The organism is uncultured Adlercreutzia sp. (genome assembly GCF_958431955.1).
Taxonomy (GTDB): Bacteria; Actinomycetota; Coriobacteriia; order Coriobacteriales; family Eggerthellaceae; genus Adlercreutzia.
On sequence record NZ_CAUASN010000001.1, the window covers coordinates 1 to 21,153 of the forward strand.

The 21,153-nt window shown below is 64.2% G+C and carries 15 protein-coding genes and 2 tRNA genes; 3 read left to right on the plus strand and 14 right to left on the minus strand.

The genetic code is table 11. The features are described from left to right. The 3 genes from nrdD to Q5064_RS00015 all read right to left on the minus strand — a co-directional run. A partial coding sequence (nrdD, locus tag Q5064_RS00005; RefSeq protein ID WP_302961172.1) for an anaerobic ribonucleoside-triphosphate reductase occupies window positions 1-1,042 on the minus strand: 1,042 nt, incomplete at its 3' end. Between the two features lie 414 nt (window positions 1,043-1,456). Next, complete coding sequence (locus Q5064_RS00010) at window positions 1,457-2,362, minus strand: homocysteine S-methyltransferase family protein (RefSeq protein ID WP_302961174.1); 906 nt, start codon at window positions 2,360-2,362, stop codon at window positions 1,457-1,459. Window positions 2,363-2,998: 636 nt separating this feature from the next. Then, entirely contained in the window at window positions 2,999-3,586 is a 588-nt protein-coding gene (locus tag Q5064_RS00015; RefSeq protein ID WP_302961175.1) for a hypothetical protein, read from the minus strand. Between the two features lie 159 nt (window positions 3,587-3,745). Between Q5064_RS00015 and Q5064_RS00020 the strand changes: the two genes are divergently transcribed. Further along, window positions 3,746-6,385, plus strand: coding sequence for a YhgE/Pip domain-containing protein (locus Q5064_RS00020; RefSeq protein WP_302961176.1), 2,640 nt, complete (start codon window positions 3,746-3,748; stop codon window positions 6,383-6,385). Further along, on the plus strand, window positions 6,382-8,556 hold the full coding sequence (locus Q5064_RS00025) for a YhgE/Pip domain-containing protein (protein WP_302961178.1): 2,175 nt from the start codon (window positions 6,382-6,384) through the stop codon (window positions 8,554-8,556). The genes Q5064_RS00020 and Q5064_RS00025 overlap by 4 nt, the downstream gene beginning before the upstream one ends. A gap of 11 nt (window positions 8,557-8,567) precedes the next feature. Here the strand turns inward: Q5064_RS00025 and Q5064_RS00030 are convergent, their stop codons facing one another. The 7 genes from Q5064_RS00030 to Q5064_RS00060 form a co-directional block, all read right to left on the minus strand. Then, the gene (locus Q5064_RS00030) at window positions 8,568-9,068 is read right to left on the minus strand and encodes a hypothetical protein (RefSeq protein WP_302961180.1); all 501 of its coding nucleotides are present in this window, start codon (window positions 9,066-9,068) and stop codon (window positions 8,568-8,570) included. After that, window positions 9,065-9,430, minus strand: coding sequence for a hypothetical protein (locus tag Q5064_RS00035; protein ID WP_302961181.1), 366 nt, complete (start codon window positions 9,428-9,430; stop codon window positions 9,065-9,067). Before Q5064_RS00035 ends, Q5064_RS00030 begins: the two co-directional genes overlap by 4 nt. A 114-nt stretch (window positions 9,431-9,544) precedes the next feature. Continuing rightward, window positions 9,545-11,116: an FAD-dependent oxidoreductase gene (locus Q5064_RS00040; RefSeq protein WP_302961183.1), complete on the minus strand. Its 1,572-nt coding sequence runs from the start codon at window positions 11,114-11,116 to the stop codon at window positions 9,545-9,547. Between the two features lie 128 nt (window positions 11,117-11,244). Beyond that, window positions 11,245-11,694, minus strand: coding sequence for a hypothetical protein (locus tag Q5064_RS00045; protein WP_302961185.1), 450 nt, complete (start codon window positions 11,692-11,694; stop codon window positions 11,245-11,247). 143 nt (window positions 11,695-11,837) lie between these two features. Beyond that, window positions 11,838-13,352 (minus strand): response regulator transcription factor, encoded by a 1,515-nt coding sequence (locus tag Q5064_RS00050; protein WP_302961186.1) that lies wholly within the window; start codon window positions 13,350-13,352, stop codon window positions 11,838-11,840. Between the two features lie 39 nt (window positions 13,353-13,391). Beyond that, the gene (locus Q5064_RS00055; RefSeq protein ID WP_302961189.1) at window positions 13,392-14,333 is read right to left on the minus strand and encodes a serine O-acetyltransferase; all 942 of its coding nucleotides are present in this window, start codon (window positions 14,331-14,333) and stop codon (window positions 13,392-13,394) included. A gap of 249 nt (window positions 14,334-14,582) precedes the next feature. Then, window positions 14,583-16,628 carry an MDR family MFS transporter gene (locus Q5064_RS00060; protein ID WP_302961192.1) on the minus strand — a complete coding sequence of 682 codons (2,046 nt, stop codon included), beginning with the start codon at window positions 16,626-16,628 and terminating at the stop codon, window positions 14,583-14,585. Window positions 16,629-16,934: 306 nt separating this feature from the next. Between Q5064_RS00060 and Q5064_RS00065 the strand changes: the two genes are divergently transcribed. Continuing rightward, window positions 16,935-18,245, plus strand: coding sequence for a hemolysin family protein (locus tag Q5064_RS00065; protein WP_302961194.1), 1,311 nt, complete (start codon window positions 16,935-16,937; stop codon window positions 18,243-18,245). A gap of 43 nt (window positions 18,246-18,288) precedes the next feature. Here Q5064_RS00065 and Q5064_RS00070 read toward each other — a convergent pair whose 3' ends face one another. The 4 genes from Q5064_RS00070 to Q5064_RS00085 form a co-directional block, all read right to left on the minus strand. Next, the gene (locus Q5064_RS00070; RefSeq protein WP_302961195.1) at window positions 18,289-19,086 is read right to left on the minus strand and encodes an amidohydrolase family protein; all 798 of its coding nucleotides are present in this window, start codon (window positions 19,084-19,086) and stop codon (window positions 18,289-18,291) included. Window positions 19,087-19,241: 155 nt separating this feature from the next. Then, a tRNA-Ser gene (locus Q5064_RS00075) sits at window positions 19,242-19,334 on the minus strand. A 66-nt stretch (window positions 19,335-19,400) separates the two neighbouring features. Beyond that, window positions 19,401-19,492 (minus strand) — tRNA-Ser (locus tag Q5064_RS00080). A gap of 150 nt (window positions 19,493-19,642) precedes the next feature. Beyond that, a complete protein-coding gene (locus tag Q5064_RS00085; protein ID WP_302961196.1) occupies window positions 19,643-20,956 on the minus strand; it encodes a peptidylprolyl isomerase in 1,314 nt (437 codons plus the stop codon). Window positions 20,957-21,153: the final 197 nt, after the last annotated feature.

Genomic DNA, 21,153 nt, shown 5'->3' on the forward strand with positions numbered 1-21,153 from the left:
CGGCGCGGGAGTGCATGGTGTTCAGGTTGTGCACGAGCGCCTCCATGGCCTGGAAGGTCTGGCGGTCGGTGTCGCGCGAGGCGTTCTTCTCGGCGTAGGCCACGATGCGGTCGGCCGTGGCCTCATCGGCGCCGGCCTCGACGAGGGCGGCAACCACGGCAGCGCGGAAGTCGGCGTCCATCTCCAGGGAGGCGGTGGTGCCGGTCTCCTCCTCGATGCGGGCGAGGGTCTTCTCGGCGAAGTCGCGGTCGTCGGCGATGTCGGTCAGAAGGTCGATACCCTCGGCGATGTGCTTCTTGAACAGACGGCGGAAGGTCTTGCGCACGCCCACGGCCAGGCCGTAGTCGAAGTCGCACACCGACTGGCCGCCGTGCTGGTCGTTCTGGTTCGACTGGATGGCGATGCAGGCCAGGGCCGCGTAGCTGGAGATGTCGTTGGGCTCGCGCAGCACACCGTGGCCGGTGGAGAAGCCGCCCTTGAAGAGCTTCCGCAGCTCGATCTGGCAGCAGGTGGTGGTCAGCGTGTAGAAGTCCATGTCGTGGATGTGGATGTCGCCCTCGCGGTGGGCCTTGGCGTAGCGCGGGTCGATGACGCACATCTCGTAGAACTGCTTGGCCGACTCGGAGCCGTACTTCAGCATGGTGCCCATGGCGGTGTCGGCGTCGATGTTGGCGTTCTCGCGCTTCATGTCGGAGTCGGCGGCCTTCGAGAAGGTGATGTCCTTCAGCGTCTGGATGAGGCGGGAGTTCACGTCGCGCACGCGGCTGCGCTCAGCGCGGTAGAGAATGTAGGCCTTGGCGGTCTGTACGAAGCCGGACTCGATGAGGGTCTCCTCCACGAGGTCCTGCACGCCTTCAACCGTGGGCGTGCCCTCGATGGCTCCGCTCTCAAGCTTCTCGACGACCGTCGCGGCGATCTGCTCGGCGGTGGCGCGATCCTGCATGGCCGCGCAAGCCTGGAACGACTTCTCCACCGCGTCGGCGATCTTCTGGGGATGGAACTCCGCCGTGCGCCCGTCGCGCTTGATGATGGTCTTGACCATAACCGCTTTCTTCCTTTCGTCTGTCACGTTTCCGCGCTGTGCCAACCACAACATGCAGAAGCCCGGCAATGTTTTCCCCACTGCCGGACTTCCGAAACTCCTAAGGGGTAAACCTATGTTTCGCAATGTTTTACCCACATGCTATCCACAGGTTATCAACCGCAAGAACCACTATATATTGTGTCTAGGGGTTCTTTTGGCGGATACATATGGTACTCGCCAACGCGTTCGAGTTCAACCGAACAATTTGTGTTTTTAAGAGGCCGAAAACTACAGAAGTTTTTTCGACGGAAGGTGACGCAGCGTCAGCAGCGCAGGTTACCTGACCGCCGAACGCTTAGGTTTTCGAATTTGAAGGGAGACGGCGGGGACGGGCCACCTTGCCACGCCCCGACGGCAACTCGCACGGCCGATTTACGCCACCGCCACGTCCTGGCCCGCCACGGCGGCGGCGAGGACACCGGTGTAGGCCGGGGTGGCATCTCCCGCGGCGCGCAGGAACTGCACCCCCGCGGCGCGCAGCTCGGCCGCGGCGGCCACCATGGTGTCGGGAACATAGTAGGGGTTCTCCGGCGTGGGGGCCTGCTGGCGGCCGTCGCGCTCGGCCACGACGAGCGTAGCCATGATGCAGAGATCGGCGCCCTGGGCCCCGAGCGTCTCGCGCACGGTGCCTGCCAGCCTGGCAGCGTCGGCGGGGACGGCCGGGGTGGCGAAACCGGCCACGGCGGCACCGAACTCCACCATGACGGCCACGGCCTCGGCGAGCGTTCCCCGCCCCGAGGCCAGCATGCCGGCGGCGGCCACGTCCACCGAGGCGAAGATGGGAGCATCGCTCACCTTCCGCAGCCCCATGAGCGCGCACTTCAGGTCATCGACCGTCGTGAAGCCGTTCAGGAAGAAGGCGTCGAACTCCTCATCCCCGAACAGACGCCCTGCGCGAGCGTACTGGTCGCGGTTTTCCACGAGCGACCCCTTCGACGAGGGGTCGAGCGGCAAGCCGCACGGCGCGATCTCCACCAGCAGGTGCTGGGGCTTGAACGCGCGCGGGATGGCGAGGGCCGCACGAGCCAGCTTTTCTCCGTCGCCCTCCATTCCCAAGGCCGCCAAGCGCGCGGGGGCGAAGTCGGCCACCGGAGTGACGAGGCACTGGGGTCCGGCGACCGTTTCCAAACGGTAGATGTCCTCGACGGTCTCAGGCTCCAAAAGCACCGCGAGGGCCTGATCGCGCGCGTCGCAGATCCCCTGGCGGCGCAGGGCCGCCTGCACGGGCGAGGCGACGACGAGCATGTCCTTGAAGAAGCGCAGAGCGATATCGGCCATGAGGAATCCTTTCCGCGAAAGTTTTCTTGTCTATGATACAGGAAGCGGCCGAAGATTTTCTGGAGGCCCCCTCGAGGGCGAGCGGCCCTCTGAGCGGGGCAAACGGTGACCTTTTCACCAAAGATGACAGTTCACCGCCAAATTTGCGCCGTTCTCTTGGAGAGGCGATACACATTCTGGACGCGAAAACAAGTCTTGCTTTATTATTCGTATCAGCGATTTGGAAGTTCCCCTGCTTCCATCGCTCTGCTTCAATCCCCTTGAAAGCAGATGCGGCACTCGATGCCGCTACCCCCTCCTCCGGCGCGGTGAGGCACCCCTCCTCACCGCGCCACTTCTTTTCTTTGCGATCTTCGCTGGGGTTCGCGAGGGCCTCCTTAACGGTTCTCGCAACGACGGGCTCCGCCGCCTTGGCGGGAACCCGCTGGCGCGGCACTTGGCGCGTCGCACCCCCTTGGGCGATGTCGATTGCTCGCGACGATGAGCACGCCGGCAGGACAGTGATCGGTCCTGCCGGCATTTTTATTGCAAGGGACACGAAGGCCCCGCAAACTCCTCCCGTTTGCGGGGCCTTCCTTGTGCGAATAACAGTCGCGGGCGCGAGTTGTTGCCCGTGGCGCAACCGTAGATGTGGGCTTACTCCTCGGTGGCGCAGCCGCAGCCGCAGGATTCGCCGGTCGCATGGTCGTGGGCGCCGCAGCAGGAGCCTTCGCCCTCGGCAGCCTCCACGGCATCCGCGAACTTCTCGTCGATCTCGTCGGCAGCGTAGGCGACCGGCTCTTTCAGGGCCTCCATGAAGTTCGGAGCCTCGCCGATGTAGGCCGGCTCGGGCTCGAAGGTATAGGCGCCCTCGTCGTCGGCCGTGTACAGGTACGCCACCGCGTAACCGTCCTCGGCGCCGGGCTGACCACCCTCGGCGATGACGGCGTCCTTCACCCCGTCGTCGGTCTCGATGTAGCCGTCATAGCAGAAGGCGTAGCCGCCGGCCCCGCGGGCGCCGCGCACGTTGGCCTCGGCGGCGGCGAAGCACTCCTCAGCGTTCTCGCCGGGATGAGTCTCCAAAAACAGGTTGTCCTTCACGATGAGCGCGGTGAAGGGGATGAGGTCCTCGCCGCCCTCCAGCTTCGCCTTGCCCTCGTCCAGGGCGAAGACGAGCACGCGCTCGAGCTCCTCGGGAATCTCGGGAACTTCGGTGCTGTCGTTCTCAATAGTGCGATCGGCCACGGAGGGCCTCCTTTCCTTAGCATGAGGCGATAGGGCGCGACGGCGCCCGGTTGCGCTTTCATCGCAGTGTATCGCAACACTTCGGCGGCTTCGGCCACAAGGCGTTGACAAACCGACGGCGCGCCCCAAGCTTTCGATGAGGGCGCGGATAATTTTTCCATGCTCAAGCGCGCAGCGACATATCTTTCCGTCATCTTCGCCATTTTCGCGAGGGACGTGAAACGCGTGCTGCGCAACCCCGTGGCGCTGGTCATCGTGCTGGGTATGATTGTAATGCCCTCGGCCTACGCCTGGTACGTGGTGGTGGCGAACTGGGATCCCTACAGCAACACCGCCTCCATGAAAGTGGCCGTGGCCAACGAAGATGCTGGCTGCGACAGCCCCGAGGCGGGGCGGCTGGACGTGGGCCAAAGCGTGGTGGACCAGCTGCGCGACAACCACGATATGGGCTGGGAATTCACCGATGCCGAAAGCGCCGTGAACGGCGTCTACGAGGGGAAGTACTGGGCAGCGCTCGTGATCCCCGAAGATTTCAGCGCCGATTTCGCCAGCGTGTTCACCGGCGATTTCACCCAGCCCACGCTGGAGTACTACGTGAACGAGAAGCCGTCTTCCATCGCGCCGAAGGTGACCGACGCGGCGGCTGCGGCCGTGGAGCGGTCCATCAACGAGAGCTTCGTGAAGACCGTGGCGGAGAAGGTGGTGGGAACCACCCAGGAGGCCGGCGCCGAGGCCGAGAGCAAGGGAGATGCCGCCGAGAGCAGCCTGACCAGCGGCATTCGGAGCGCGCATGACACCATCGCCGAGACGCGCTCCACCCTAGATGAGCTCGTCGGCACCGTGGCTGACACCCGCGAGGCGACGACACGCGCCGACGACACACTCGCCGGGCTGCAGGACGATGTGCCTCACCTGCTGGACGCCGTCGGCCAATCGAAGGAACTGCTGGCCAGCGTGCGGAACACCGCGAACACCTACGGGACCTCGCTTTCCCGGGAGGCTACCGACGGCGCCTTGCAGCTTTCGGCAGCGGGCGCCCGGGCACAGCAGGCGCTCGGCACCGTAAGCGGAGACGTGGCCGCCGCTGAAGCGGCCACCCGGGCAGCGCTCGCCACGGCCGAGGCATTGCTCGCCGACAACCAAGCGCTCGTGGACGATCTGGCGGCAGAAGCCGAAGCCGCAGGGGCCGATCCCGCCGTGTCCCAAGCGCTCGCCGAGGCGCGCGCGGCAGACGAGCGCCTGACCGCCACCGTGGAAGCCCTACGCACCGCCAACGACGACCTGGCCTCCACAGCCAGCGCGTTGGAAGACGAAGCGGGCGCCATCGACAAAGCCGCCGCCTCGGCGGCCGACACCGTCCGCGCCACTGCGGCCACCTTCCAGGACAGCGTGCTGCCCGACCTGACGAGCAGCTTAGATGAGCAGGTGGAGGCCTGCGGCACCCTGGAAGGGGCCCTGCGCGGCCTTTCCCCGTCGCTTACTCAGGCGCGATCGCTGCTCGCGGAGCTGGAAGATACGCTGGAGTCCTCGCAGGCATCGCTTGCGGCCACCTCCGACTCGCTGGCCACCATGGAGGACAACCTCGCCCACTCGCTCACCGATCTTACCGCCCTGCAGAACTCCGCGGCCGTGAAGAGCCTGGCTGAGTACTTGAAGGCCGACCCCGCCGAGATCGGCAGCTTCATGGCGGCACCCGTGGCGCTGGACACGCAGCTCGTGTACCCCGTGAAGAACTACGGCAGCGGCGTGGCACCCTTCTTCACGAACCTGGCGCTGTGGGTGGCCGGCTTCATTCTCATGGCCATGGTGAAGCTGCACGTCGATCCCGAGGGCCTGCCGAAGTTCACTGCCGTGCAGGCCTACTTCGGACGCTGGCTCTTCTATGTGGTGTGCGGCCTGGCCATGGGACTCGTGTGCTGCGCGGGCGATTTGGCCTTGGGGATCCAGTGCGAGAGTCCGGCGGCCTTCATCGCCGCGGGCCTGCTCACCGTGTTCGTGGACGTGAACCTCATGTTCGCCCTGTCCTACGCCTTCCGCCACATCGGGAAGGCCGTGGCCGTCATCCTGCTCATCGTGCAGATTCCCGGCTCGTCGGGCATGTTCCCCATCGAGATGATGCCCGACTTCTTCCGCTTCATCCACCCCATGCTGCCCTTTACCTACTCCATCGACGCCATGCGCGAGGCCATCGGCGGCTTCTACGGCCTGGACTACCTGCGCGACATGCTGCTGCTGGGCCTGCTGTTCGTGCCGATCGGATTCTTCATCGGCCTGGTGGTGGGCCGCTGCGACCTCAACCTGACCCTCATGTTCGACGAGAAGCTCGGCGCCACCGACCTCTTGCTAGCCGAGCCGGTCACGCCGAGCGCGAAGGCCGCTGCCGACACCCGCGGGCACTTCCGCACGCGTACCCTCATTCGCGCGCTGCTGAACACCGCCGAGTTCCGACGGGCGCTCATCGCCCGGGCCGAGCGGTTCCGCCGCCGCTACCCCGTGCTGCGGCGCATCGGCTGGGCGGCGCTCATCGCGCAGCCCATTGCTACCTTTGCCGTTATGGTGCTGGTGCACGCCGACGTGAACACGCGGGTGATGATGCTCATGGCCATGGTGGTGGGTATCATCGCCGTTGACGCCTACCTCATTGTCATCAGCTACCTGGATGCCAATATCACCCGCCAACTGGCTTTGGCGAACCTGAGTGCCGCCGACCTGCAGAAAAGGGCCTCGCAGGCCGCAGGAATCTCAGTAAAGGAAGAGCCATCCCACAGCGAGAACCCTTCAGGTGGTGATTCCGCATGAGGATGATCTGGGAAATCTTCTCCGGTGATGTGCGGAACCTGTTCAAGAACGTCATCGCCGCCATCGTGGTGATGGGCCTGGCGCTCGTGCCGCCCATGTACGCCTGGTTCACGACCCTGGGCTTCTGGGACCCCTACGACAACACGGGCAATATCGAGGTAGCGGTGGCCTCGGAAGATGAGGGCTACGTCTCCGACCTGCTGCCGTCGCGCATCAACGCGGGCGAGCAGATCATCGCGAAGCTGCGCGCCAACGACAAGTTCGACTGGCAGTTCGTCAGCGCCGACGCGGCTGTGGAGGGGGTGCGCTCGGGCGAATACTACGCGGCGCTCGTCATTCCGAAAGAATTCTCGACCGACCTGATGACGGTGTTCTCCGACGACATCGCCGAGCCGAAGATCGTCTACTACGACAACGAGAAGGAGAACGCCATCGCCCAGCGCGTGACGTCCACCGGCGCGAATACCCTGCAGGAGACTATCGACGAGACCTTCACGGAGACGGTGGCGTCGGTGGCGCTGGACACCACGAGCAGCCTCACCTCGTTCATGAGCGGCGAGGGCATCCTCACCTACGCGCAGAACCTCGGGGGCCGGCTGGACGAGGCCATCGGCGAGGTGAAGGCGGCGGCCGACCAAGCCGAAGCCTACGCCGACCTGGTGGGATCCACCGATTCGCTCGTGGCGGCCACCGGCTCCATCCTGAAGGAGGCCGCGAGCGCACCCGACGAGACGGCGCCTTTGGTGAGCGAGGCACGCGACGGCTTGGCGACCGCCCAGGACGGCCTGGCGAGCGCGGCGGATGCGGCGCAGAAAGCGCTCGATGCCGCCGACGCGAGCTACGATGCCGTGGCCCAAGCGGCCGATGCGGCCTTCGCCACCATAAAGGACGACCCCGCAGCCGCCCGCGAGGTGCTAGCCTCCACCGCCGGCGACGTGCAGTCGCTGCAGCAGGCCTACCAGTCGATGCGCGACACCTTGGCAGCCGCCGACCCGGACAGCCCGGCCCTGGCCGCCCTCGACCGGGTCATCGCGCAGCTGGGCACCCTGCGGGAAAGCCTGCAGGCCGCCGAAGGCGCGGTCGGAGAGGACGCCGCCTCGCTCGACGAGGCGCACCAGAAGGTGACCGATGCCATCGGGAAGGCGCGGGCAGGACTGGACGCCTCGCAAGCCACCTACAACGACCAGCTGAAAGGCGAGCTCGAGAGCCTTTCAGCCAGCCTGCAGAAGGTGGGCGACGACACTGCAACCCTGGCTTCCTCCCTCCAGAGCACCGCCGAGGGCCTCGGCGACTCCACCGATTCCCTCGGCGCGAGCCTGCACGCGGCCGAGGAATCGCTGCGCAAGACGGCCGACACCCTGCGCACCGCCGCCGACCAGCTGACCCAGGCGCGCGACGACCTGCGCCAGGCGCTGAACACCGGCGACATCAACGAGGTTCGGCGCATCATCGGCAACAACCCGGCCGCCATCGCCCAGTTCATCGCCGCGCCGACGAAGCTCGCGCAGCACACCGTGTACCCCATGGCCGACAACGGCAGCGCCATGAGCCCCTTCTACACATCGCTGTGCCTGTGGATTGGCGCCATCTTCATGGTGGCGCTCATGAGCGTGACCGTCTCGCCGGCGCGCCAGCAGGCGCTTGAGAAGAAGCTCGGCCGCGCGCCGCGGCCTGCCGAGCTGTACCTCGGCCGATACGGCGTGTTCGGGCTAATCGGCCTGGCCCAGGCGCTCATCGTGGGGCTCGGCAACGTGTTCTTCCTCGGGGTGGAATGCGAGCACTTGGCGCTGTACCTGCTCGCCTGCTGCCTGGCGGCGGTGGTGTTCACGAGCATGGTGTACACGCTCACCGTGTCGTTCGGCAACATCGGCAAGGCCATCGCCATCATCGGGCTGGTGCTGCAACTGGCAGGCGCGGGCGGCCTCATGCCCGTGCAGATGCTCTCGGCCCCGCTGTTCCAGGAAATCTATCCGTGGCTGCCCTTCGCCCACTCCATGCCCGCGCTAGAAGGCGCCATGGCCGGCATCTACGGCAACCAGTACCTCGTGCAGATGGGCCTGCTCGCCGCCTTCCTCGTGCCGAGCCTCATCCTGGGCCTCGTCCTGCGCCGCCCTGTCGTGCGCCTGAACAACTGGGTGCTCGCCAAGCTGGCCGAGACCAAGTTTCTATAGGTCGTGCAGCCCTAGCCGCGGTGAGCGTGGGCTATCAGGTCGGCCATCTCGGCGGCGGTCTTCGTGGCGATATTGGCCTGGGCGGCAAGCTTCTTGTCATGAGTGACCAGGTAACGCGCCTTGCAGAGCTCGCAGGCGGCAAGCACCGAGCCGTCTTCGTAGTCGGAGGTAGTGTCACGATAGTGGCGCGCAAGCCACGCTGTTCTATCGTCCATGGGAATGGAGATGGACAACTCCGTCATATGATCGACGCAGCTCCAGGCATAGTTGTTGATCCCCCGCGCCGTGGCGGCGTCAACCGTACCGCCGCTTTCACGCACGAGCTGCTTCATGCTTTTTTCAATCGTATAGAATACCAAGTTGACCGCATCGGCCGGAGTGCCCAGATTGGCGCTGAACTTTTCCGCAACCTGAATAAAGCGAGCTGCCTCTTCATGAAACGTCCGCTCATGAAGATAAAAGTCGAGCCACACATTCTTGTCTACGACAATAGCGTTCTCCCCGGTAATCACTTGAGCCCCCGTTCCGCCATTCGCTCCATCTGGGCGTCGTAATACAGATCATCGAGCTCTTCGTCAGTGAATATACGGCTCGTAGCTCCTGCGGGAATGCCCATGGCTTCTCGCTGGGCTTGAAGCGAATCGAGGAAATCTAAAACCGCCTGGGACCGCTTCTCCCCCTCGTCTTCCGGAGAGATCCCCTCAGGCTTGATGAGCGCCGTGAGAACTCGCTCGGATTCGTCGTCGTAGCGGGCAGCGCATTCGTAGAGCCGCCGCATGGCACGCGATGGCGTGATGCCGAGACGAGCAAACCGCTCGTCCCCGCGCCGCTTTAACTCGGCATCGATCCGGAAGTTCATTTGGGCGTTCGGCATAGCAGCTCCTTCCATAATGCTAGCAGTATAGCATATTTGGAGTGGTGGCGAACGTAGCGGCGCGCGAGCCGGGGAGGAGGGGCTCGCGCGCCAAGGGGGAGGGTGTAAGCGAAACTACGCGCCAGTCACGTATTCGTGGGCGGTCTTGGCCGCCGTGCGGGCGCTGTTCACGCCGTGGCAGGTCATGGAGCCGTTGATGTCGATGCCGTACATGTTGTTGTACAGCATGCCGCCATCGGCGCCCACGGCGAACAGGTTCGGGAACGCCTGGTCGCGACCGGGCTTCTTCACGCGGAACTGACGGTCGGTCTTCACGCCGCCGGAGTAGAGGCCCTCGAGCGCGCCGCGAATGAGGCCGCAGTAGAACGGAGGGTTCTCGATGGGCATGAGGTACTGGGCGTCCTTGCCGTAATCCTCGTCCACGCCCTTGGCCACCATGTCGTTGTACTGCTTTACCTGGGATAGGAACAGTTCCTTCTCCACGCCCATCACCTCGACGAGCTCCTCCAGGCTGTCGGCCTTGTAGGCATCATCGCCGTTGGCCACCATCTCGTCCCAAAGCTGAGCGCATTCCTCGTCGCCGTCCATCATCGTTTCCAGGATCTTCGCGTCGTAGATGGCCCAGCAGGTGCCGCCGGCCAGACGCACCGGAACGTTCTGCAGCTCGAAGTTATGCGTGTAGGTGGAGCAGGCCTCGTCGGAGAAGCGCTCGCCGTGGATGTCGACCCACAGGCTCGGGCCTCCCCAGCACAGCTTGTCCCAGATGGGGCCCCACGGGCCGGCCGAGCCGATGATGTTGGTGCACCCGAACGCCGGGGCGCCGTGCTCGATGCCGCCGGCCTTGATCATCATGGAAACGCCGTCGCCGTAGTGGCCCGGAGTGCCGATGATGCGGATGTCGGACAGGTCGATGCCGAGTTTCGCCATGCGATCCTCGTCCTCGCCGAAGCCGCCGGTGCCCACGATGACCGCCTTCGCGTTGATCTTGATGGTGTCCCCGTAGGTATCGGTGGCGTACATGCCGGCCACCGTGCCGTCCTCACCCAAGATGATCTCGCGGGCGCGGGTGTTCAAGCGCAGGTTGACGCCATACTCCGCCAGCTTCTTCTTCATGAAGGGGAAATACCCGATGCCTGCCGCACCGCCCTTGTACACGTAGTCGAAGCTGAACTCGGCGCGGTAACGGCCTTCCTTGTACATGGCCAGGTACGCCGGATCCAGGTCCTCGACGGCCTCGTACTGCACGCCGCAGTCGATGAGCCACTGCACGTTCTCGGCCGCGTGGCTGATCATGTCGCGGATAAACTGCTGATTCACCGTGTATGACTGGGCGTCGGCCTCGTAGCGCACCATCTCGCCGAGCGTGGCCTCCCCCGAATTGGGATGCAGCCCGTAGGCGTTGGTGCACTCCACGCCGGTCCCATTGCCGCCGAGAGCCGACTGTCCCTCGATGAGCAGCACTTTGTCGCCGAGCTCGCCGGCCTGCACGGCCGACGCGACACCGGAGAATCCGCCGCCGACAACGAGCACGTCGCAGGAGATCTCCTCAGTCACCTGGCTGGCCCAATCTTCCTCTTCCTCCTCGGCTGCCAGGGCGCGCTCGGGGGCAGCCACGCCCGCCAGTGCCATCGCCGCGCCGGCCATACCGGCTCCGAACAGGAAGTTCCTTCTCGTCAATTCTGCCATGATAGGCACCTCTTTTCGATTGAAGCGTTTGCTTGAACAGATGGGGCTCGACGCCCCGTGAAGCCGGCGCACGCTATCGCCACGGGCAATACGGGCGCCAAGCCTGCCGGGCATTCCAACCCAAGCGGCTACTTGAAGTCGCCGTCGGCGTAGGTGATGGCCTGCCCGTCGACAACCGCCTCCAGGGAATCGATGCGATACATGTTGTCGGTCACGTTCTCGTGGGTCGCCGCGATCTCGGCGCCGGCGAACTCGGTGATGGTCACCTGCATGGTGATGCTCTCGATGTCGAAGCCGGTCAGCTCCTCGAGCGAAGCCAGGTAATCGGCGAACCGGGCATCGTCGCTCGAAATGGTCAGCGGGCTCTCGTCGGCTGTCACGTCCCAATCGACGAGCGTCATCTCGTTGGTGGCCGTTTTCACGAGCGTCTTGGTGGTCATGGTCGCCGGATCGGTGCTCGCCATGGACGTGCCGCCCTCCGAGGCCCCCGCGCACCCCGCCAGCGTGCCGGCGGACAAGGCCGCAACCAGCGCCAGCGTGCTCAGCAGAGCCGTTTTCCTACCTGTTAGTCCTCTCATGATGGTCCTTCCTCCTTGGTCTGCCATCCCCTCCGTTTGGCTCATGCGAGCATGGGTGGCACTGTTATTGAACGCCAAGAAGGCTGAGAGGATTTCGCCCTCAACGGGTGTTTTTCGCCATAATCACCCGATTGTGATGAGGTTTACCGTCCGCTCGGAGAGACCGCAGCGGAGCTGTCGGCCGTATGCACCAGATCGAGAAGCTCTTGACGGTCGTGCACGTCGAGCTTCGTATAGATATGCCGAATGTGAGTCTTCACCGTATTGGCCGAGATGCACAGGTGATCGGCAATGTACGGACCGCTGCGGCCGGCTACAAGCAGAGCGAGCACATCTACTTCGCGCGTCGAGAGGAAGTAGCGGCCCGCAATCGCATCGAGCGCTGCCGGCAGAGCCGTGCTGGAGGTATCGGGCTCCCCGGGCAAGGGAAGCGATGCGCTCTGGCCATCTGCTCCGGGCCCCTCGGCAGCTTCATCATCTGCAGCGAATCCGTAGTCGTTGCCGCCCAAATTCTCCACCACACCGCGATCGCGCAGCAGCAAATACATGACCAGGAGCATAACGACAACGCCCAAGCCGGCGTTCGCCACCGCGACGACTTGGGGAGTGCCGCTCCAGGGAATGAACGTTCCCAGCAGAATTCCCAGCTGATCCACCGCCTGCACCATGCACACGGTGCGCAACACGGGAGCGCCGCTGCCGTGATTCATCCCCACGATAAGTGCCCAGATGAGAAGATCGAAGCAGACGTAGCCGGCAAGGAACAGCAGCTGCATCGCGGGCAACGCCACCGCCGCGCTCACGATAAGGCTCACGGCCATAATGAGCAAAGCGGCGCTGAAGATAGACTGCGGCCGCCACGAATAGCGCACATACCCCACGAGAACCGCAGCGCTCACCACCGCGCGCACCACCAACCCGCTATAGGCGTCGAAGGGACCGTTGCCCGTCACCTCGATAGTCTGGGCGTTCACCATGCCGAAAGCCGCCGTAACTGCCAGCACGACGAGCAGAAAGGTGCGGTTTACTCCCCAAGGGCGCGCAGAGGGCCGTCGCGGAAGGGATCCGACGGGACGCAGCACGCCGGCGAGCGAGGTACGGTTGGCCGCCCGGGCCAGATACACGCTGAAGCAGAGGGCCGAGAGCAGGGGCAGCATCGCGATGAGCACGATGGACGCCTCCGGCAGCAGAAACACCGCCAGCAAAATGATCACGATGTTCATGGGCAGCGCAGCGGCGATATGGATGAGGGCGTTCGTCGTTCCCTGGCAGGTGGCCACCGCGCCCACCACGGCGATGCCGACGCCCTCGAACACGCCCACGACAATACCGGCGGCAATCAACGCCGACGGAGAGGACGCAACAGCGCCCGCGAACAACAGCAGCGTGCCGCCCGTTCCCGTCACGAATGCGAGAGCCGCGAAGCCGCGCACGCTCACCAGCGTCTGGCGTAGCCGAGCGTTCACCGCCGCGACGCCCAGCACCACGACGCTCGTCGCAAACGACACGACCATGGGCTCCATGGGCATTTCGGCACCAGCAGCCCAGAAGACCGCGGGGCCAAACACAACCACGTCGAGCCACGACCAGAAAAACGACGACACCAGCAACGCCGCCGGGGAAATGTTCCCGACGAACCGATTCAATAGCTGTTCCACAAGCCCTCCCCTTGCAGCAGTCCCCTTGAGCTCGCGTCCCTAGTCGCGTTCGCCCGGTTGGCGGACGGAGATCTCCTGGGACTTCACCGACACGCGGGAGTTCGGGGGCACCGAGAAGGTGACGAAGGTGGAACCCGCGATGACCGAACCCTCGCCGATGACGGTCTCGCCGCCGAGCACGCTGGCATTGGAGTAGATGGTCACGTTGTCCTCGATGGTGGGATGCCGCTTCACGCCGGCCAGACGTTGGCCGCCGCGGGTGGAAAGCGCGCCCAAGGTGACGCCCTGGTACAGCTTCACATGCTCGCCGATGACGCAGGTCTCGCCGATGACCACACCCGTGCCGTGGTCGATGAAGAAGTAGTCGCCGATGGTCGCGCCGGCGCCGATGTCGATGCCGGTGGAGGAATGGGCGATCTCGGTCATCACACGCGGGATGATGGGCACGCCCAGCTCGAACAGCACGTGCGCGATGCGGTACACGTAGATGGCGTACAGACCCGGGTAGGTGAAGATGACCTCCTCCTTGGAGCCGGCCGCCGGGTCGCCGTCGTAGAGCGCCTGCACGTCGGTGAGCAGCGTGCGCTGAACCTCGGGCAGGGCGTCGAAGAACTTCGTGCAGATGTCGGCCGTCTGCTGGCAGATGGTGTCGGAGGTGCAGCCGCCGCACAGGTGGTTGCCGCTGCCGATGAGGTCGTCGCGCTCGTCGGAGGTGTAGGTGAGCGCCAAAATCAGCTGCTGGCGCAGCACGCTTTCGATGTCGATGAGCGTCTGGCCGATGAAGTAGCTGGGGCTCGTGGAGGGCGAGAGCATCTCGGGCCCGAAATAGCCTGGGAACAGCACGCGGCGCAGCTCGGTGATGAGCCCCTTGATGGCCGTGCGGCTGGGGAATCGGCGCCCCGGTTTCGTGAAGAATATCTCGTCAGCTTCGTAGTTCTTCTCGATAGCGGCGACGATGCGCTCCAGATTGTCTCCGAACATGGGGCCTCCTCACGGGTCGGCGATGAGTTTTGCCCAGTGTACCAGTTCGGCCACAGTTTCCCGTGCGGGCATCGGCAACGTAAACGAAACAGCTACTATCGAGGTGGAGATACTAGATGCCCGAACGACGCCGAACCGCACCTCTGAGCACCTGGGTCTTTCACCCATGGAAGCCGGCCTCGTGGCTTCCCGAACGCAAGCAGCCCCGTTGCCCTCGCTCGCCGGGGCTGCTGGCTTTTCCGCGCGGCCCTAGCCCTCGCGGCCCTCGGAGCGCACGCCCCGCTGCGGCTCGGCGGGATGCGCCGTCGGCATCGCGGCGCGGCGCTCTGCACATTCCTTCTCGCAATCGCATTCCACCACGGCCTCCATCTGGCCGCTCGGCTCATCATCGCAGAACACGGCGCGATTCGGATGCTCGGACAGATACGCGGCCATGGAGTACTGCGTGATGTCGCTGCGGTTGATGACGCCCACGATGTGGCCATCCTCTAGCACCGGCACCTTCTTCAGGTGGTTCTCGGCCAGCACGCGGCACACGTTGGTCAAATCGGCATGCACGCTCACGCAGATGGGGTTGCCCGCGCCGATCTCGCTGGCGCGCATCTGCATGACCTTCGCCAGCTTCTCGGCATAACCCTCGTCGTCCATAACGGTACGGTTGATCAGCACAATGGGATCGGTGAACGAGTTGCTGCGCGGGCTCAGCCGCTTCAGGATGTCGCCGTCGGAGATGAAGCCCACCGGCTCGCCCGACTCGTCCACGATGGGCGCCGCCGAGATGTTCTTCTCCACGAACAGACGCATGGCCTCTTCCACCGTAGCCTCCCGACTCAGCGAGTACACGTCGGTCTTCATGATGGACGTCAGCAGCGACTTGCGGGTGCCTTCCTCGTCCACCGCGGCTTCCTCGCCGGGCTTGTCCTTCACGAGCGCGACAGTCATGACCAGGCCGATCAGGCACAGCGCCGTGCACACGAGGAAGGCGGCGTTGATGCCCAGCATGGTGCCCTCGGTAGCGCCGAGCCCCGGCGAGGCGATGTTCTGCACCTGGGTGCTCACGGCGATGATGATGGCGGTGCCGAGCGAGCCCGCCACCTGGCGCAGGGTGTTGTTCACCGAGGTGCCGTGGTTCATCACCTTGTTGTCCAGGGCGTTCATGCCCCAGGTGGTGATGGGCATGTTCACGAGCGTCATGGAGAACATGCGGACGGTGTACACCACGGTGATGTACACGATGCTCGTCGCGGTGTTAAGCAGCGCGAAGGCGAAGGTGGTCAGCGTCAGCAGGGTCATGCCCACGATGGCCATGCGGCGCGGGCCGTGGCGGTCGAACCACTTGCCGGCGATGGGGTTCATCACGCCCATGAGAATGGCGCCAGGCATGAGTACCAAACCCGACACCGTGGCCGACAGGCCGTGCAGCGACTGGATGTAGATGGGCATGAGGATGCCCGCGGCCAGAAGCGCGCCCTGCACGAGCATGCCGATGATGGTGCCCACGAGGAAGCGACGGTTCTTCAGCACATCGACGCGCAGCATGGGATGAGGCAGCCGCGTCTGGCGGATGAAGAACCATACCACGCCCACGATGCCCACCGCGGTGGTGAGCATCGGCACCAGGGTGAAGCCCGCCGAGCCCAGAGCCGAGAAGCCGTAGAGCATAAGCCCGAAGCCCAGGGTGGAAAGAACAAGCGAAAGCGGGTCGAGCACCGAGTCGCCCTTGTTCTCCGGCACCTTATCGTCCACGAGGAACAGCGACGCCGCGATGATGACGAGCGCCAGCCCGAAGATGATGTAGAACAGGATGTGCCAGTCGGCCTGGTCGATCACGAAGCCCGCCACCGTGGGGCCGATGGCCGGCGCGAAGGCGATAACGAGGCCGAAGATGCCCATAGCCGAGCCGCGGCGATCGACGGGGAACACCAGCATGAGCACCGTCATGGTCACCGGCATGAGGATGCCGGCGCCGGCGGCCTGCACGAGACGGCCGCCCAGCAGCACGGGGAAGTTCAGGCCGACAGCCGCGAGCAGCGTGCCCAGGGCGAACATGCCCATGGAGAACACGAACAGCTTGCGCGTGGAGAAGCGGTCCTGCAGAAACGCCGTAATGGGAATCATGATGGCGTTCACCAAGGTGAAGCCGGTGGTCAGCCACTGGGCGGTGGACTGGTCGACGGACATCTCCTCCATAATGGAGGGCAGAGCCGGCGTAACCAGGGTCTGGTTCAACACGGTCACGAACGCGCCGAACACCAGCACGGCCAGCATCATCCATTGCTTGCGGGTCAATTTCATACACAACACCTCATCTGCTTGGGCGACCTTCTCCCCGTGCGGCCGCCGCGCTCTTCCTATGCTCGATGGAAACTGGACTACTCTACCACCGCCCCTCCTTTGCCGACCCGCTTATCGGCCAAACCGTCGGCTTCCTGTAGGAACGGCTTTGCGGCCCCGGCGCCGGCCGCTGCTCGTAATAATCTGATGCCAGTTTCCCTACCTGCGGGAGTACGGCGCGGAAATCGCCTAGGATATATGTCACCTATTCCTACTGAGACGGAAGCGACCGCGGTACGGCCGCTTCGCGAAAGGGTGTTTGAAGCTATGCAAACCGCCATTTGCTTGCTGTTGGTCGTGTTCTTCCTGCTGATGAACGCGTTCTTCGTGGTGGCCGAGTTCGCGCTCGTGCGCGTGCGACGCAGCCAGATCGACATGGCCGTGGCCGAGAAGCGCCGTGGCGCCGAGGCTGCCCGCGATGTGACCACCCACATCAACGCCTACCTGTCGGCCTGCCAGCTCGGCATTACCCTTGCTTCCCTGGCCATCGGCTGGCTCGGCGAGCCGGCGGTGTCCGCCGTCCTGGAGGCCCCGCTTCTGGCCTGGGGATTCCCCGAATCGGCGGTGTACCCCATCTGCGTGGCCGTGGGCTTCTTCATCGTGACCACCCTGCATGTGGTGGTCGGCGAGCTCATCCCCAAGTCCTTCGCCATCTTCTCCACCGAGAAGTACGCCCTGCATACCGCCGGGCCGCTGCGGGTGTTCTACCGCATCACCTACCCGGTTATGGTCATCTTCAACGGCATCACCAACGGCGTCATGCGTCTGTTCGGCCATGACCCGGCCGACGAGCACGAGGTGTACACCGGCGACGAGATCAAGCTGCTCATCGACGAGTCTACGGAAAACGGCCTCATCGATCCGGAGCAGAACGAGTTCGTGGACAACATCTTCGATTTGGGCGACAAGGACGCCGAGGGCATCATGACCCCCCGCACCGATGTGATCTGCCTGGACACCGAGGACACGCTGGAGGAGAACCTGGAGCTCATCCGCCAGTACAAGTACTCGCGCTACCCCGTGTGCAACGGCTCGAAGGACCACATCGTGGGCTTTGTGCACACCAAGGACTTGGTGGACATGCCGCTGGACACCCCGCTTTCCGAGTGGAATATCCGCGAGCTTCCCGCGGTGCCCGAGAGCATTCCCATCGCAAAACTGCTCGAGACCATGCAGGAGCGCTGCACGAAAATCTGCGTGGTGGTGGACGAGCACGGCGGCACGGCGGGCATCGTGACCATGAGCGACATCATGGAGCAGATCGTGGGCCGCATCGACGACGAGTACGTGCACGACACCGATGATGACGTGGAAGAGCTGCCCGACGGCACCTACCAGATCAACGGCACGCTGGCCATCAACGACCTCGTGGAGCTTTTGGGCTTCGAACCCGAGGAGGCCGACGAGGTGGAAACGGCCGGCGGCCTGCTGCTGAAGTTGTTCGACCGCATCCCCGCCGAGGGCGACGTGGCCGTGCTGGAAAACCGCGGCACCAAGGTGACCTTCACGGTGCTGGCTATGGACCGCCTGCGCATCGACCGCATCTGCATGGCCATCGACCGCCCCGACGAGGAGTAGCAGAACAGCACTCCGCAGCCCTTTGGGGCTTCTTCCGCTGTTCTTAACGCGGCAGCTCGCCGGCGATGAAACGCTGGGCGTTGCTCCAGGTTATGGCCTCGAACTCCTCGGGGGTGAACGGCATGGCCGCGAGCATGTTGTACTCGGTGGCAGGGCTCCACATGGGGAAGTCGCTGCCGAACATCACGCGCTCCACGCCGTAAGCCCGCACGAGCTCCATCGTGCGGCGGGGGCCGAGGAACTCCAGCGCGCTCGACGTGTCCACGTAGCACCTCTCGTCTTCCAGGTACTCGAGCGCGTAGTCGAACACCGACCATCCTCCGAAGTGGGCCGCGTCAACCACCAAATTGGGGAAGGCGCGCAGAATCTTCTTCAAGCGGCGCGGATGCGAGTAGTCGTAGCGGTAGTCTCCCGTGTGGATGACGATGGGCAGTCGGCCTTCGATGATCTCGTACAGGCGCATGAGCCGCGGGTCGTCCATGTCCACCTTCTGCGTGTCGGGGTGAATCTTCACGCCCTTCAGACCCAGCTCGATGGCTCGCTCGATCTCACCTTCCATATCAACGTAATCCTGATGCATCGTGGCAAAGCCAACAAACTCCGGATGTTCTGCGCATTGGTCGGCGATGAAGGTGTTGATAGTCTCCACCTGACCCGGGGTAGTGGCCACCGAGTGCACCAGATGGTGAGTGATGGGCGTTCCCTCGCAGGCAGTGAGCAGCGCCTCGGCTGATGCCACGGGCGCGGCCATGCTCACGTGGTAGAAGTCGCCCACAGCATCGGAGGCCTTCGAGGCGATTTTGGCGGGATAGATATGAGAATGGGCATCAATGACCGACATGGGGAACTTCCTTCGACACAGACCGTGCGTTTCCCCTATTGTAAGGAAGCGGAAGCCGCGGAAAAATGACCAATTCGCCCATCTTGACGGCAAAATGCGTGAATGGTTACTCGCTTGCCAGGCAAAGTCAGCGAGCGGCAGCAAGAAAACAAAGATGGCGGAGGAGGAGGGATTCGAACCCTCGTCACCGGGGTTACCGGTGAAACGGTTTTCGAGACCGCCGCATTCAACCACTCTGCCACCCCTCCGCATGGGGTGATGCGCCGCAAGGGGCGCTATAGCGAAGCGAGCCTTGACGGCTCGCGAATTAACTCTGGCGGAGAGGCGGGGATTTGAACCCCGGATACGCTTTTGGCGCATACACGATTTCCAATCGTGCTCCTTCGGCCAGCTCGGACACCTCTCCACATAGCCTTGGCCCCGCATAAGCGAAGCGTCTAAGAAGTATAGCGCAGCAACGCCGCCCACTCAAGAAGTTTTTTCATCACCACCGATGAAACAAAAGAACCCGCAGCGCGGCCGCGGGTTCTCGCTTGTCGAATGGAAGTTGGTGAGGCTACTCGGTGGCACCTTCGGCAGGCTGCTGGCCCTCTTCGGCACCCTCGGCCGCAGCTTCGTCGGCCATCTGCTGGGCGGCATCGTCGGCCTCGCCCTCGGCATCCTCGGCGCCGGCCTCAACGCCACCGGCCACCGCATCGTCGGCCGCGGCATCGGCTCCGTCGGCCGTGGCGTCGCCCTCGGCGGCAATCGGGTTGCCGTTCTCGTCGAGAGCCACGACGCCAGCAGCATCATCGGCACCCTCGTCGGACTCGTCGCCCGTGAAGTTCGCCATGTCCACGTAGTAGGGCACGCCCTGCGGCATGTCGTTCACCACGATGTCGGCGGCATCGCGCTGGGCCTGGAGCCAGGTGTAGTACGCTTGGGACTCGTTGGTCGTCTGCACCGCGCTGCGCAGGGCGTCCTGGAACTCGGCCGGCAGCTCGTCCAGGCTCTCCAACGTTTCAGGCGCCTCGTACACGTCGGTGCAAGTGATGATGTGAATGCCGTAGGAGCTGGTCACAAGGCCGCTCACCTCGCCCTCGTTCAGGGCGGCCAGGGCGTCGGTGTACTCCGTCACGAAGTTGCTCAGGTTGTTCCAACCCACGTTGCCTCCGTCGGCGGCAGAGCCGGTGTCCTTGGAATACGTCTCAGCAGCCGTGGCGAAGCCCAGCTCGCCGGCGTTGATCTTCTCGAGAACCTCACGGGCCGTGGCCTCGTCGCTCGCATCGAACAGGATGTGGGACGACTTCTTAGCGCCGTTGAACGACGCGAGGTAGCCCTGCTCGTTGGCCAGGGTCAGCGCGTCCTCGTCGGTCGCCTCGTCGGCCTCCTCGGCCACCTTGGTCTTCAGCTCCTGGGAGACGAGCGACAGTTCGATGTTCTCGCGGTACTCGTCCTCGGTCAGCCCCACGGCGGCAAGGGCGTCAGCCCACGCCTGGTCGGAATCGTAGTGACCCTTCATGGCCTCCACGTAATCATTGACCTCGTCGGCGTCGGCGCTCACGCCGAGCGACTCGCTCCCCTGCTTCACAAGTTCCTGATCGACGTAGCCGTCGATGATCTCCTGACGCACGGTCTCGGGGGTGTAGTCGTTCTCGGCCAGCCACTCGCCCCACGCCTGCTCGTCGGTGAGGCCCATCTGGGTGCGAATGTCCTCGATGGCCTGGGTGACGGTGTCCTCCTGGATCTCCACGCCGTTAACCGTGGCCGCCACGCCGCCCGTGTAGGTGGGCTTGTCGCTGCCCCCCTCGGAGCATCCGACGATGCTCACGGCGCATACGGCCGCCAGACCCATGGTGGCAAGCGATTTCGCAAAGGTCAGCTTCTTCATACATACCTTCCCTCAGAGGAGACTGGGCTGCCGACTTCGTTTCGCGACTGCGTTTGGAGACAGTCCCAGATGATTTCGAAGTGCATTTTCCCATGCGGGCACGCAAGGTAACAACCGCCGCACAATTTGCCCACTTTTGATTCACGGTTCGTCAATTACAGAAAAGACAATCCCCACGTCAACCCTGAGGAAGCGAC